Genomic DNA, 14058 nt, shown 5'->3' with positions numbered 1-14058 from the left:
TCTCTTTGACTTCAAGAGAATACGCCATTTTTTTCTTCATCAAAAGCACCTCCGCTAAATTTATTATATAAAATAAATTCAACGGAGGTGCCTCTTTTTTATATTCTCATTCTTGGGGGTCAGTGCCCTTTTGTCTCGACCTCTTTTTCATATCTATTTAATGATTTATACTGCTTTTTTGAACTGCCCGAAGCAGACGCTCAAGACCATCGCTAATTTTATCACGAGGAGCACCAAGATTGAAACGCAAATATTTTTTGCCTTCCTTCCCATAGGTATCGCCCCGCATAATAGCTACCTTTTCCTGATGGATGAGAATTTTTTGAAGCTCATCCATACTAACTGGTAAACGGCTAAGGTCTAGCCAAGCTAAATAAGAAGCTTCAGGAATGTATGCAGAAATGTAGGGATGCTCTGCCAGCCTGTCTGTCAACATCAGAAATGTGTCATCCAGGTAGCTGTTAAGCTCTGCCAGCCATTTCTGCTGATAATTGTAACAGTCCTGCAGTGCCAGCATGCCCAGATAGGGTACTGAAGAAAGACCATCCTTATTTTTAAGCACAGTTAAAAAGCTTTCACGGAGAGTCCTGTCTGGTACAATGGCATAAGAGCAGCCCATTCCCGGACTATTAAAGGTTTTAGAAGCAGAAGATAGTAAAACCACAGGGACTTTTAGCTTATCCGCAAACGTCACGATTGGATGATGGAAAACGCCTTTTCGGCGAATATCCATATGAATCTCATCGCTGATAATTCCCACCTGATACTGATTACACAGCTCAATCAACGTAGTTAACTCCTCTTGATTAAATGCTCGTCCAGTAGGATTATGAGGGTTGCACAGTAAAAATATTTCTGGTCTTTCTTTCTCAAATACCTCAGCCAGCTCCTCAAAATTAATTTGGAAGCCTGTTTCTTTTTTTAAACTTACAGAAATTAAGGCTTGTTTATTTTCTGCTACTGTTTTAAAAAATGCATCATAGCAAGGTGTAAGCGTGACAACCTTTCCACCTGGTTCTGAAAGCAGCTGTAAAAATACCGATAAGCTGTAAATCACACTTGGGCTGTAGACAATCCAGTCTTCTGCAACTATTGTTTGAAAATGCCGGCTAAACCAACTAGCAATCGCTCCCTTAAAATCAGAATGATTCCAGCGGGTATAACCAAATACACCACGTTTCACAGCATCTGTCAGAACCTCCTGTGTCCCTTTAGGAATCTTAAAGTCCATATCTGAAATAGAAAACGGCAGTAGACCTTTTTCACCAAAACGATCTTGAACATAATCCCATTGCGTTGAATACGTACCGATTCTTGAAACAATTTGATCAAAATCAGTCAATTGCTTTTCCTCCTGCTTTATCTGTGTTTTCAATATATCGGCAAATCAGCTCTATTGCCTGTCGACAATCGCCGAGATTGACTATTGAATACCATGAGTGGCAATAGCGAACTGGTACGCTTAACACAATTGTCGGCTTGCCTTCGTACAGCTGAATCGAGCCGGCGTCCGTTCCGCCGCCGGTAAACTGATCAAATTGATACGGGATTCCTGCTTTTTCAGCGGTTTCCTGTAAAGCATCTGCCAGTTCCATATTGGCCAGCGCTGTTTTATCATAGAGACAAATACCTGGTCCCTGCCCCAAAATACGTGTCTTTCTAGCTGCAGCATTGGGGGTGTCTTTACCATTGGCAACATCGATAATAATATTAATATCTCCTTGAACCTTAGCAGCCGCAACTTTCGACCCTCTTGTTCCAGCCTCTTCCTGAGCTGTGGCAACACCAATAATTTCCACATAGTCCAGCACTTGATCAGCGAAATAATCCAGTACACCAGCCATTACACTACAGCCCACACGATTGTCCAAAGCCTTTCCAATTACGTACTCACCGTTCACACTTTCTCTTGCTGCCGTATCAGGAGTAATCATATCACCAATCTGGATACCAAGCTCCTGCACTTCTTCTTTACTAGAAACACCCAAATCGATGTACATTTTGTCGATTGGTACAACCTTGTCATTCATGACTGAGCCTTCCGGCAAGGTGCCTACAATCCCTAAATAAGTCTGTCCGTTCTTTCGAGCAGTGATTCGGACAGTCTGACCTAAGATTACATGCCCCCACCAGCCGCCAACTGGCTGAAAATAAACAAAGCCGTCTAAATCAATGTCCCGGATGAAGAAGCCAACCTCATCAAGATGGCTGTACACAGCAATTCTTTTTTTCCTTGTGCTCAGGTTGCCAAAATAGTGATTTTTAAAATCATCTTTTAGCACTGGTTGGGAAATCGTCTGTGCTAAGTAATCGCCAACCTTATCTTCACGTCCTGCAATCCCGTCTAAATTTGATAAACGAAGTAAACGTTCTTTTAGTTTCATTCAATCGTCATCCATTCTTTATTTGTTTTAGTCAACAGCTCTACTTCTCCATCTGCAGTGACAAAAATATCGTCTTCAATCCGAATGCCAAAACTACTAGGAATATATACACCTGGTTCTACCGTAAAGCTCATTCGCGGCTGAATAGTAAGCTGATTTAATTGATTTACGGCAGGATATTCATGGCAAGATAAGCCGATTCCATGCCCTAGTCCATGAGAAAAATACTCAGCCAATCCGCCAGTGGATAATGCACTGCGGGCAGCAGCATCAATTTCTGCCAGAGTTCTGCCTGTTTTAACTGCTTCAATCGCCTGTCTTTGCGCCTGAAGCACCTGATCATACGTCCTTTTTATGCCGTCATCCACTTTACCAAGTGCAAAGGTTCGTGTCATATCCGAATAGTAGCCCCCAGATATACAACCAAAGTCAATCATAATTAGTTCGTTTTCCTGAATAATCTTTTTAGATGCGTGGGCATGGGGCAGAGCCGTTCTTATTCCGGACGCAACAATCGTTTCGAAGGCCGGACCTTCACTGCCGATACGCTTGCTGTAGTAGTCAATTTCATTAGCGGCATCTAGTTCTGACATGCCTGGTTTTATGATAGAGATGATATAACTAAAGGTTTGATCAGCCAGCCCCGCAGCTTTTCTTAATGCCGTAATTTCTGTATCGCTTTTAAACATCCGCAGTTCTTCAATTAGATTCTGCGTCTCTATTAAATGTCCACCTTGATCATCTGCTAATTTCCTAAGGGCACTAAACATCTGATAAGAGATTGAGCCTCCCTCAAAGCCTAAGGTACCTGCTCCAACAATTTTTGCTAAATGCTGCCACTGGTTATTTTGTTCAGTTGTCGTAATAATACGGATATCTTTTGTCTGTTGCTGGGCCTGCTCTGTGTAGCGTCCGTCAATCAGTAGATAATCTTGAGTCAACCCAACTGCCAGCAAACCATTAGAACCGGTGAAACCACTCAAATACCGCCGGTTAATTTTGTCGCTGATAAGCAGTACATCTATATTTTGAGCTTCCATAGTAGCCTTGACAGCTGTTAATCGATGTTTCATTTTCAACCTCCTTGAAAATAATCAAAGACCGAGTATGTTCTCCCGGTCTTCTTTCGTTTATTAAAAGTCTAAATCGGCCAGAAGTGCTTCATCTTCTTCACTGATTACACGATGTTCCTCTGTTTTTTGTTTTTCCTGCTCCAGCTCCTGACGCTCAAGAACTTTGAAGAATGGCAGGTAGAGCGCAAAAGATAGTCCAATCTGAACTAACTGAATGATAATGGCACGCCAGTCAAATCCAGTCAAAAAGCCCTCCATAAAAACTGGTACATAAGGCGGATCAAAAATCGGATAATTCAACAAACCTAATTTCATACAAATCATTGGAATCATTCCTACAAAAGCACCGCCAAAAATAAATGGAATCATCAGTACAGGATTCAAAATAATTGGAACACCAAACAGCACAGGCTCATTAATCCCAAAAAGCGAAGGTAATAATGCCACAGCCCCAACCTTTTTGTAGCGTTGGGAACGGCTGACTAACATGGCAATAACCAGACCGATTGTTACACCTGAGCCAGTAAAATTAGCAAATGCAGATAAGGTGCCGCCGGTGATCACATGCGTCAAAGGCTGGCCTGCTTCGTGGGCAGCAATATTTTCGGATAGATACTGAACAGCAATTGGCGATAAAATCGGCGATAGAACAGCCGAATGAATTCCGAAAAACCAGAATACCAGCCGCAAAACTAAAATCAGATAAATCACCCACAGCGAATCAAGTCCGCCAATTGCCGGTGCCAGCATTTCCATAATCACTTGAGGCAGTAATGTACCGCCAGTCAGTGAGTCTGTAATCGCACGGATTGTAATAAACAAAACGCCGATTGCGGCAGTTGGTGTAATCAGCTCAAAAGAACTGGAAACAAAATCTGGTACACCCTCCGGCATCTTGATAACAAGCTTATGCTTTGTAAAAAACTGGTAAATCTTCACACAAATAATAGCAATAAAAATCCCGGCAAAAAGCCCTTTGGAATCGAGATGGGTAGCGACGATGTTTCCATTCTCATCCACATCCATGGCAACAAGCAGAAATCCAATTCCTGCGAGAATCATTGAGCCAATCGTATAGAGCTTCCACTGCTCACTTAGAAAATAAGCAATCGCTAAAACCGCATATAGTCCCACTAATCCTAAAGAAACTTTAGATAATAGACCAAAGATATACCCATACTGATCAAACCAATTTTGTACAGCTGTTACTTTGATAAACTCCGGAATTGATGGAAATATTGCTGCAATCGAACCAAGCAGCAGAGCTGGCGTCAAAACGACCATTCCTTTTTTTATAGCTGTTAAATACGCATTATTATCCACTTTATTTGCGACAGGAACCAATGTTTTGCGGATAAATCCCTCAATCTTATCAAAGGTCGAGACTTTCGTTTGTTCCATTTTTTTCCCCTCCAACTAATACAAATCTTATAAAGAAACTAGTTTTCAACTTGATTTTCTTCTTATAATAATCTTTTTTTCATACACAAAAGTTTTTACAGGATTTATATTGTTTTTATTATTTTTACTGATTTTTACGATAGGCTAAAATTGCCTGCTTCATTACGGTTGCACCATCCATTGAGCCATAGATATCAGAAGTCAGTAAAACAGACGGCTTATTGATTTTTTCTGCCTCACCCTTGATGTAGTCATATTTGTGACTTAGCTGAGGGCCTACCAAAATAACATCATACTCATTGATATAGCGGTCCAGCTTATCTACTCCAATCGCTTCCATCGGGTAGTCCTCTACCTCCAGCTTTGCTGATTCCTTGACTACTTTCTTCATTGCTTCCATCATCATTGTGGTTGAAAAACCACCTGCACAAACCAATAGTGTCTTCATTCTTTTCTTCCTTTCTTATTTCCAAGCAGTTTACTGCTTTAATTTTTACTCTGCTCCGTTCGTTTGATCTCTTAACATTTCAATCATTTCTTCAATCAAATCTCTTGCCAGTAGACTGTTCATTAAATGATCCTGTGCATGAACCATTAACAGTGTGGTTTCTGTCTTTTCTCCATTAATTTCTTTTGTAATTAGAGCCGTTTGTTCTTCATGAGCAGTAATGCTTTTTTCTTTTGCCTCTTTCATTTTTTCATCGGCTTCCTTAAACTTGCCCTTTCTTGCCAAGCGCAATGCCTCAAATGCTGCCCCTCGGCTATCTCCAGAAGCTGAAATAATTTGAAAAATACTTTTTTCCTGTTCCGTCATAATCCATTATCCTCTCTTAAGCATTTCTCTTAAATAGTGAGAAAAGTCCTCGTAATTTCTAATACTGTCCAGTCTTTTTTCAAATGCCTGGTCATCAATCATTCGAATCATCAATCTGCTGATTTCTTTGTGTATAAACAAATGACCATTGCCGATATTAATGAGAAATATTAGTCGAATCTGCTTATTCTTAAACGCTGCTGCCGGTCGTACAATAATTACGTCAATGCATTCATGAATCGCTTTCGCTTCCATCGGATGAGGTCCTGCAATCCCATTATGATAAATCGTATCCACCAAATGTTCACGGCGTAATACCAGCGTTCTATATCCACTGTCTGCTTCTCCATTTTCTTCCAATCTATCCGCTCTTTCCTCCAGTAATCTCAAATAATCCCTTTCATTGGAAATGGTAAAATTCTTTTCTGTGAATAACCCCAGCAAATGTTGATCAAAATCTGTATCGATGGTTTGATCCTCCTGAATCAAAAGCAAGTCATTTTGAATTTTTTTTATTTCCTTCTCAGTTAGCAATGCCTGCGTATAAATAACCGGTATTCGATCAACCTTAAGTTCAATCGGTACTGTGGAGATAATTAAGTCATAGGTTTCATCGATTGCTTCAGCTTCAATAATCGAAAAAGTTTGTACTTCAGCGTTTACAAAAATTTGCTCCAGTTTGGTTTTTAATAAATAAGAAGCGCCGCCGCCAGTTGCGCAAATTACAGCTAATCTTTTATAACGCTTTATTTCTTCCTGAGATTTTTTTTCCAAACTAGCAGCGAAATAAATAGCCAGATAGCCCATCTCATCTTTTGTAATGGTTACCTCTACATTGTTGCTGATGAGCTGGATAAAGTCGTAAGCAATCGTAAATACATTCGCATAGCGGGTATAAACATCTTCAATGATTGGATTTTCCAGCTGATGCCCAACATATAACCGCTGAAGCAGCGGCGCCACATGAAGAGCCAGCGCTTCTTTTAGCTCTTTATCCTGATAGAAATGTGTCCGATATTTTTGGTCTATTTCCGCTAGCGCCTGATCAATATAGCCATGAAGTTCATCATATTGAGAAAACTCATTAACTGCCAGCATCTTTCCATATAGCTGACGGCTTAAATAGATTTTTTCATTTTCAGGCAACCGGATATCTTCATGGGTTTCTAAATATTCAGCAATTCTTTCTGTCAGCTTTGCGTAACTGCTCTTATTCTTAAAGATTCCCTGCGATTCTTTTAACAAATTATTCTGCTGAATACGAAAACTAAGAAGTATGATATGAAGAATCAAATTATCCAATACCAGATCATTCATTTTTATCCCCAACTGCTTAACACTGTCGGTCACACACTTTCTAAGCTTTTGCTCATCAAATAGTTCCAGAAATGCTGCATATTCAGGAGTCGTTTGTGGTTTGGAAATATCGTTTCGCAGCAGCCGGATAATTAGCTCCCGCCGCTTCTCTTCCGAGCCGACAATCTTATAACCGTAATAAGGTTTGGCATAAAGCGTCAATTCTTGTTCTTCAAGCTGCTCCCTGACAAAAATTAAGTCATTTTTTACAGTAGAGCCGCTAACCGCCAGTGTTTCCGATATTTGACCAATAGTTAAGTACTCCTCAGCAAACAATAATAAAAGCGTGATGGTAACTTTACGGACTTCCGGATCTGCTAAGTTTAGCTGCGGGCTGTCAGACAGTTCAGTGAGGTACTGATCAAAACGCTGTTTATCTGAAATTTCTAAAGCATACCCTTGACCTCTTACCATAGAAACCTTGAACCCATAGCTGGCCGCAGTTGAATTAATCTTTTTGATATCCGTGGAAATCGTTCGAGGCGATACATCAATCATTTTGGCAAGCTTTTCGACAGACTGACGTCTTGTATCAGCTAATAAATACCGGATGATTTTTTCTTCCCTCATACGCTCTCCTCCTCTGCTCTTAAGATAACGCGAAAGCGCTTTAAATAAAATAGTATCTTTTTCTGATTGAAATGGAAATTTTTGTCTTATCCTTAGCTGTAAGGCTGATATATCTTGGTTTCAAAAGACTCGCTGAAATCAATCAGAGAATTTAATTATACCCAACTCAGGCCGCAGTTCTACCGTCCAATCACAAAAAATCTGCTTTTCTTCTTAAAACAAAAACTATGCCGCAATCAGTAAACGGCTAAAAATAATCGCTTACCTGATTCCGACATAGTTTCTTATATGCTTATAAAACTTCCTTTAAAACAGAGAAATCGATGTTTCCTCCGGAAACAACCACTGCTGTTTTCTTCCCTTTCAATAGATGATCAATCTTCCCGCTTAAAACAGCGGCTGTACTTAATGCACCTGCTCCTTCGGCGATTACCTTTTCTTTTAATGCTAAAAAGAAAACCGCTTCTGCTATTTCCTGCTCCTCAACCAAAACAGTTTCATCAATGCGGTTCTTGACTATTTCATACGTAAGCTCACCTGCTAAGGCAACATCGCAGCCGTCAGCCAGCGTTCGAGACGTGCGGTTAGGAATTCGCTTGTGGGCCCAAATGGATCGAATCATACCATGCACCTGATAGCTCTGTACACCAATGATTTGAATTTCCGGATGTAGCTCTTTGACTGCCAGAACTATTCCTGCAATGAGTCCACCCCCGCCGATTGGAACAATAATAGTATCTACGTCAGGCAAATCTGCTAAGATTTCAAGTCCGATTGTACCCTGACCATAAATAATCTCTTGGTCATCGAAAGGTGAAATAAACAATTCTCCCGACTGCTCAGCCTCCATGATTGTCATCTGCTTCGTTTCATCAAAGGTTTCTCCAGCCAATACTACTTCCGCGCCATATGCTTTTGTTGCTTCAATCTTTGTCCGCGGTGCTGTCATCGGCATATAGATACGGGCATTTATTCCCAACAGAGAAGCAGCCAGTGCTACTCCCTGCGCATGATTTCCAGCTGAGCAGGCAATAACACCTTTGCTCTTTTCAAGCTCTGAAAGCTGCTGCAGCTTATTGTAAGCGCCTCGAAATTTAAATGCGCCTGTCCGTTGAAGATTCTCCAGCTTTAAAAATATTTCTCCGTCAATCATTTGATTCATCGTATTGCTGGGCATTAGCGGTGTATGGATAATGTGCGGTTTTAGTCGTTCATAAACAGCAGCCATATAAGGCGCAGCTTCTACAGTGGACTTCATCGGTTTCCCTTCTTTCAGCAGCAGTTACTCCGTAAATACGGACTCAGCTATATTGTAACGCTTACATCCTTGTTATACCAACCCTTGCACTTTCAAGTGAAAAACTTTTTTGTCTGTTGTTAGTCTATTCTCATTTTGTTTATTTTTAACACCGCATTATGCTTAAGTATGAGAACTGTTTCTACTTTGGATTTCCATCACTAGCAGTTGTTTCATCTTGGTTCTTTTATCGGTTGCTAGTTGGAATATTACCCTGTATTTGAAACACAATAGCTAATTTTTCGAAAAAGCAAATTTTATCTCAACGTGTATTCAGATTAAAAAAGCAGAATAACACAAAGAGAGTGTTCTATCCTGCTTTTCATTTATAAATCAACTGATTTTAGATTGGTTTGTACTATCCGTCCTGCCGTGTTGCAGCAATATCGATTTCGCGAATATTGACTTCCTGAGGCATATCATAGATAAACTTAACCGCCTCAGCCACATGCACAGGGTTCATAGTAAAACCGCCCATTGTATCTTTCCAGGCTTCATAATCAGAAAGAGCCTGCTGGTCAGTCACATGTGTCAGTAGTTCTGTCTCGGCAGCTCCTGGTGCAACTAAAGAGACGCGGACATTATAGCTGGAAACCTCTTCCCGAACTGTTTCACTTAAGCCATGCACCCCAAACTTTGATGCTACATACGCCGCATGATTCACAAAGGTTTTACGGCCGGCTAAAGAAGACATGTTAATAATCGTTCCGTGTTTTCGGTCTTTCATATTTGTTAATACCGCCTGCATGCCATTTAGTACACCTAGCACGTTGGTATCTATCATGGTTTTCCATTCATTTGGCTCTTGATTTTGAACATTTCCCAACAGCATAACACCTGCATTATTGATTAAAAGATCCGTGGGTCCATAAACAGCTTCTGCTTCTTTTATGCTGTTTTTGAAGGCTTCTCCATCAGTTACATCTACACTATCTACTACAACCTTCTCAAAGTTTAGCGGCAGCTTCATTATTTTTTCTTTCCGTCTGCCTAACAGCAGCATAGGATAATCTTCCTGATTAAACAGCTTTGCAATTTCTGCTCCAAATCCAGAGCTTGCTCCAGTGATGACAACTAATGGTTTATTCATAGTCAATTCCTGCTTTCTTTGTTAAAGTATACTTAGTATACAAGTTGGAGCTTACTCCAAGTCAAGAGAACTGATTCAGCTTTTTTTATTACTGCTAAATAATCAAATCTGAAGGAGGAAATAGAATGTATTCTATCGGAGAAATTTCAAAAATATATGGTATCTCAACGGATACTTTACGCTATTACGATAAGGAGGGGCTGCTGCCTTTTGTAAAAAAATCCCCATCAGGCCGGCGGATATTTACCCAAGATGATTTAGGCTATATTGAAGTGATTGAGTGTTTGAAAAAATCGGCTATTCCCGTTAAAGAAATTGCAAAATTTATGAATTGGTGTGTACAAGGTGCAGAAACCCTGCCGGAACGCTACGAATTTATTGTTGAGCAGGAAGAGCTGTTGGAAACAAAAATCAAACTATTGGAAGCAAATCTGGCATTTCTCCGTTGGAAGAAATGGTACTATAAAAAAGCCAAGGATGCCGGAACTGAAGAAATCTTTTTTGAGCCGGGAACGCGGCAGGTTTCCAACAAGTGGCACAAAGAGTATTTGAAAAGTCTGGGCGCACAGGTTGAAAAAGAAACTGTGTAAGAAATCATCTGAATCTAATATGACCGACAACATAAAGCGACCAACCAGATTTCTCCAGTTGGCCGTTGGTCTAACTATTCATTCTCATCTCATTCTATATTTTTGAGAAAATCCGCTTTAATTCCGAAGAGTCAGCTTTTAACATATTGTTTATTCAGCTTTAGAGGCGGGTGATGTGCTAATGTCACCGCTTCTTTATTTATCGTTAGCAGCTATACTTCCGACTCCTAAGCTTTTTTTATCGGTGTGTAGTAATCCATCTGATCATAACCCAGAATTTCTTTCGCAGCTGGGGCGGTAAAGCTGTTCCCTAATTGAAATCTTGACAGATCCCGTTGAAATCCATGTTCAGCCAAGAACTTATCTACTTCCATGGTCATTGCTTCCATATCTGTTTGCTGGTCAATCCCCGTTGAGACAGCATACAGGCCCCCTGTAAAGTCGATGATTTCAAACTCAGCCGGAACGCTCAGCCCATCTTCATAAATGTATAGCCAATGGAATCCTTCTTTTTCCTTAGTTGTATTGTCCCAAAATAGAAAATCTTTCGGAAAAATATCCCGAGGTATTGTCGAAAACCATTGCTCAAAATGCTCAAATTTTTCCTCACCAAACATGCCGATTCCCGACGAGACCATCTTTCGGTCACTGATTTCAATAATTCTGATAGCTTCCATAATTATCCCCCTATTTCATTTTTTAGCAACTACTGTCAGTACTACTTGACCGCTATCATATCAAAAATCATATACGAATAAAAGGGGAACAAAGAAACTTTTTCTAACATAATTTTCGACTCTTTAATCTCTTTAAATACCCAAGCTTTTGCTCTTTTACTTTTCTTCCTTAACTATTCTAGGTCTATCAGCTTCTCAATCGTTGCCAGAACCGTATCTGTATTATTATTGCCTATTATCGTTTTCGCAGCTTCTCTGATGACAGGGCTGCCATTTTCCATAGCAAAGCTATGGTGAGCATGGACTATCATTTCATAGTCATTACCGCTGTCGCCGAACGCTGCTACCTCCTCATCTGCAATCCCCCACTCCTTTTGCAGCAGTTTAATACCATTCGCTTTGTGAATCCCCGGAATAATTAAATCAATATCTCCATGTCCGCTGGAAACCGGAACCAGCCGCCCTGCTAATACCTTTTCCAGTGCTGCCAATGTTTCTGTGACTGCTTCCGTCTCAAAGCTCAGTGCAATTTTGAAAAGAGTATCTTCAATCTCGTTAAAATCAGCTACTTTTTGAATTTCTGGATAATAAATTTTAGAAAGCGCCAACGTTTCCGGTGAGATATCTTCTGATACATATGCACTGTTTTTACCGCAAAGAATTAAATTTTTAGGCTCCAGCTTTTCAATCACTTGAAGAACCTGCTGAACAAGCCCGGGTTCCATCTGTCCGTGATAAAAAGAGCTTCTCCCTAAAATAATATTTGCTCCATTCTCAGAAACAAAACTAATTCTTTCATCGTACTCCGGAAAAAAGGATCTTAATTGAAAATACTGATTGCCGCTGGCAACTACAAAGCGAATGCCTTTTTCCTCCATCTTTTGGAAAGCTTTAGCAAACCGTTTTCGGTCATATTCCTTCTGATCATTTAAAAATGTACCATCCATATCTACTGCAATCAATTTCACTGCCATTGTTGTTCCTCCTATTTTATGATAATTCAAGTGTACACGCTGGAACGCGTTCCACGTCAAGCAAAAAAAGACAGCCGCTTTTTTAATTTTTCAGTATACTGAGCTAGAGGAGATGATTAGCTGTGACCAATATTAGAGATATTGCCCGAATGGCAAAGGTATCCGTTTCCACGGTATCCCGCGTGCTCAATCAACACCCCCATGTCTCTTCAGAAACGAGACAACGAATCAATCAAATCATTGCAGAGACAAATTATATTGCGAATAAAAATGCTGTTAATCTTAGCAAAGGAACCAGTAATACAATTGGCGTTCTGATTCCTTACAACAACAATTCCTGTTATGATGAGCTGATTAGCAGCATCCTTTTAGAAACAAAGAAATATGGCTATCAGGTGTTGCTGCTGCCGACCTTTTTTGAAAAGGATGCAGAAAGCCATTACTATTCTCTTCTACAAAAAAAATTATTGACGGGCTGATTGTTACTTATCAATCCCGTAATGATAAAGCCATCGACCAGCTCGCCTCTGCTGGTCCGGTTGTTTTAACTGAAAAAAGCAACTCAGCTGTTGTCTCTGCAATATTTCCAGATCGTCAGTATGCCTATGAAGAAGTGTTCAGGCATCTTGCTTCTGAAGGACGAAAAAGTGTCAGATTTATTGTCAACCGTTCCATTCAGGAAAGCGTCAGTTCGTTAAAAAAAGCCGAAACTTTCAAAAAATACTTTGGTTCTTTCTCTGAAGGGGTGAACTACTTTCCTCATATTCGAACATACGAAGATGGCTTTGAATTAAGCAAAACACTCTTTTCAGCTGTCGAAAAACCAGACGCCATTTTTTCCAATGGAGACGAGGTTGCTGCTGGTATCATCGCAGGTGCGAAGCAAATCGGTTATGAGCATGGGAGCGATTTTGTCGTAGTGGGTGAAAGTAATTTACCTTATAGCCGGCTCTCTGGATTTTCGAGTATTGATTTTCGTCAATCCGAAATTGGCAGAGCGGCCGTTCAACAGCTCCTTTTCGGAAAGAAGCCTGTCCATTGTGCAAAGAAACCTTTAGTTGTCATTTGAGACTAGTCGATGACAGCTAAAGGTTTCTTATTTTCAATAGAGAGATGCCTCTGGACTTTCTAAAGCTTACAAAGGTGTATCCATTACTATTTCTCATATAGTAATTTCAGCTTCGTTAAAATGTTGCAGCAGTTCTTCAATATCTCCTCTAAAAACCGTCCCATTCATCCCCATATTCATAGCAGCTTCTATATTTAAAGGCATGTCGTCGATAAAGAAGCAATGAGCCGGTACCAATTGAAAATGGCTGCAGAAGGTTTTATAGATTTCAGCCTCCGGTTTAATCATATGCCATTCCGCTGATAAGAATATACCGTCAAAATAATCCAGACCAGGTATCTTATCCTTGAACTGATAAAATGCCAGAGAAGTGTTAGAAAGAATGTATAGCTGATAGCCTTTTTCCTTCAACTTCAAAAGTACCTGCTCCATTTCAGCAATCGGCTTAATTTCCTTGTACCAGTCTTCAATCATTTCCACAGCAGTAGTCTGCAATATCGCAGGCAGTTTTAGACAGGCCGCCTCTTTTAATGCTGCTTTCGTAATAGTACCCCGATCATATTTTATCCATTCAGGAGAATGAAAAATGGCATTCAGCAGCAGATTCTGATGGCTTGTATTATCTGTAAATTTACGGATGAATTCCTTTGGCTTGTAGCGAACCAGAACATTTCCTACATCAAAAACAATATTTTTAATCATAACTCTTCCTCACTTTCACTACATTTTATGATTACTACTCATTTTCTATCATAAGTCAGCA

13 protein-coding genes and 1 pseudogene are annotated in these 14058 nt (G+C 40.1%); 2 read left to right on the top strand and 12 right to left on the bottom strand.

Going from position 1 to position 14058, the window contains the following annotated elements:
- Positions 1–157: 157 nt before the first annotated feature.
- From ACPWSO_RS12640 to ACPWSO_RS12600, 9 genes are all read right to left on the bottom strand, one after another.
- A complete protein-coding gene (locus tag ACPWSO_RS12640; protein WP_426083896.1) occupies positions 158–1342 on the bottom strand; it encodes a MalY/PatB family protein in 1185 nt (394 codons plus the stop codon).
- Complete coding sequence (locus ACPWSO_RS12635) at positions 1335–2384, bottom strand: M42 family metallopeptidase (protein WP_426083894.1); 1050 nt, start codon at positions 2382–2384, stop codon at positions 1335–1337. Before ACPWSO_RS12635 ends, ACPWSO_RS12640 begins: the two co-directional genes overlap by 8 nt.
- Complete coding sequence (locus ACPWSO_RS12630) at positions 2381–3457, bottom strand: M24 family metallopeptidase (protein ID WP_426083892.1); 1077 nt, start codon at positions 3455–3457, stop codon at positions 2381–2383. Before ACPWSO_RS12630 ends, ACPWSO_RS12635 begins: the two co-directional genes overlap by 4 nt.
- Before the next feature lie 60 nt (positions 3458–3517).
- Positions 3518–4858: a PTS sugar transporter subunit IIC gene (locus ACPWSO_RS12625; protein WP_426083890.1), complete on the bottom strand. Its 1341-nt coding sequence runs from the start codon at positions 4856–4858 to the stop codon at positions 3518–3520.
- A gap of 124 nt (positions 4859–4982) precedes the next feature.
- Positions 4983–5306, bottom strand: a complete 324-nt coding sequence (locus ACPWSO_RS12620) for a PTS sugar transporter subunit IIB (RefSeq protein ID WP_426083888.1) — start codon at positions 5304–5306, stop codon at positions 4983–4985.
- Between the two features lie 45 nt (positions 5307–5351).
- A complete protein-coding gene (locus ACPWSO_RS12615; RefSeq protein ID WP_426083887.1) occupies positions 5352–5672 on the bottom strand; it encodes a PTS lactose/cellobiose transporter subunit IIA in 321 nt (106 codons plus the stop codon).
- 6 nt (positions 5673–5678) lie between these two features.
- On the bottom strand, positions 5679–7598 hold the full coding sequence (locus ACPWSO_RS12610) for a BglG family transcription antiterminator (protein ID WP_426083885.1): 1920 nt from the start codon (positions 7596–7598) through the stop codon (positions 5679–5681).
- Positions 7599–7890: 292 nt separating this feature from the next.
- Positions 7891–8856, bottom strand: coding sequence for a threonine ammonia-lyase (gene ilvA, locus ACPWSO_RS12605; RefSeq protein WP_426083883.1), 966 nt, complete (start codon positions 8854–8856; stop codon positions 7891–7893).
- Positions 8857–9253: 397 nt separating this feature from the next.
- Positions 9254–9985, bottom strand: coding sequence for an SDR family oxidoreductase (locus ACPWSO_RS12600; protein WP_426083881.1), 732 nt, complete (start codon positions 9983–9985; stop codon positions 9254–9256).
- A 125-nt stretch (positions 9986–10110) separates the two neighbouring features.
- Between ACPWSO_RS12600 and ACPWSO_RS12595 the strand changes: the two genes are divergently transcribed.
- The gene (locus ACPWSO_RS12595; RefSeq protein WP_426083879.1) at positions 10111–10575 is read left to right on the top strand and encodes a MerR family transcriptional regulator; all 465 of its coding nucleotides are present in this window, start codon (positions 10111–10113) and stop codon (positions 10573–10575) included.
- Positions 10576–10802: 227 nt separating this feature from the next.
- Here ACPWSO_RS12595 and ACPWSO_RS12590 read toward each other — a convergent pair whose 3' ends face one another.
- Entirely contained in the window at positions 10803–11252 is a 450-nt protein-coding gene (locus ACPWSO_RS12590) for a hypothetical protein (protein ID WP_426083877.1), read from the bottom strand.
- A gap of 173 nt (positions 11253–11425) precedes the next feature.
- Entirely contained in the window at positions 11426–12226 is an 801-nt protein-coding gene (locus tag ACPWSO_RS12585; protein WP_426083876.1) for a Cof-type HAD-IIB family hydrolase, read from the bottom strand.
- Between the two features lie 122 nt (positions 12227–12348).
- Here ACPWSO_RS12585 and ACPWSO_RS12580 point away from each other — a divergent pair.
- A pseudogene (locus tag ACPWSO_RS12580) lies at positions 12349–13295 on the top strand (LacI family DNA-binding transcriptional regulator).
- A 93-nt stretch (positions 13296–13388) separates the two neighbouring features.
- Here ACPWSO_RS12580 and ACPWSO_RS12575 read toward each other — a convergent pair.
- A complete protein-coding gene (locus tag ACPWSO_RS12575) occupies positions 13389–13997 on the bottom strand; it encodes an HAD family hydrolase (RefSeq protein ID WP_426083875.1) in 609 nt (202 codons plus the stop codon).
- Positions 13998–14058: the final 61 nt, after the last annotated feature.

Source organism: Enterococcus sp. LJL51, from assembly GCF_049894025.1.
In the GTDB taxonomy this organism is placed as follows: Bacteria; Bacillota; Bacilli; order Lactobacillales; family Enterococcaceae; genus Enterococcus_L.
This window is presented reverse-complemented; position numbering and strand designations above follow the sequence as displayed.

Bases quoted from the DNA above. Each gene is read 5' to 3' on its own strand.
- ACPWSO_RS12575 (WP_426083875.1), bottom strand. From the start codon at position 13,997: ATGATTAAAAATATTGTTTTTGATGTAGGAAATGTTCTGGTTCGCTAC.
- ACPWSO_RS12595 (WP_426083879.1), top strand. From the start codon at position 10,111: ATGTATTCTATCGGAGAAATTTCAAAAATATATGGTATCTCAACGGAT.
- ACPWSO_RS12635 (WP_426083894.1), bottom strand. From the start codon at position 2,384: ATGAAACTAAAAGAACGTTTACTTCGTTTATCAAATTTAGACGGGATT.
- ilvA (WP_426083883.1), bottom strand. From the start codon at position 8,856: ATGAAGTCCACTGTAGAAGCTGCGCCTTATATGGCTGCTGTTTATGAA.
- ACPWSO_RS12585 (WP_426083876.1), bottom strand. From the start codon at position 12,226: ATGGCAGTGAAATTGATTGCAGTAGATATGGATGGTACATTTTTAAAT.
- ACPWSO_RS12620 (WP_426083888.1), bottom strand. From the start codon at position 5,306: ATGAAGACACTATTGGTTTGTGCAGGTGGTTTTTCAACCACAATGATG.
- ACPWSO_RS12600 (WP_426083881.1), bottom strand. From the start codon at position 9,985: ATGAATAAACCATTAGTTGTCATCACTGGAGCAAGCTCTGGATTTGGA.
- ACPWSO_RS12615 (WP_426083887.1), bottom strand. From the start codon at position 5,672: ATGACGGAACAGGAAAAAAGTATTTTTCAAATTATTTCAGCTTCTGGA.
- ACPWSO_RS12610 (WP_426083885.1), bottom strand. From the start codon at position 7,598: ATGAGGGAAGAAAAAATCATCCGGTATTTATTAGCTGATACAAGACGT.
- ACPWSO_RS12630 (WP_426083892.1), bottom strand. From the start codon at position 3,457: ATGAAACATCGATTAACAGCTGTCAAGGCTACTATGGAAGCTCAAAAT.
- ACPWSO_RS12625 (WP_426083890.1), bottom strand. From the start codon at position 4,858: ATGGAACAAACGAAAGTCTCGACCTTTGATAAGATTGAGGGATTTATC.
- ACPWSO_RS12590 (WP_426083877.1), bottom strand. From the start codon at position 11,252: ATGGAAGCTATCAGAATTATTGAAATCAGTGACCGAAAGATGGTCTCG.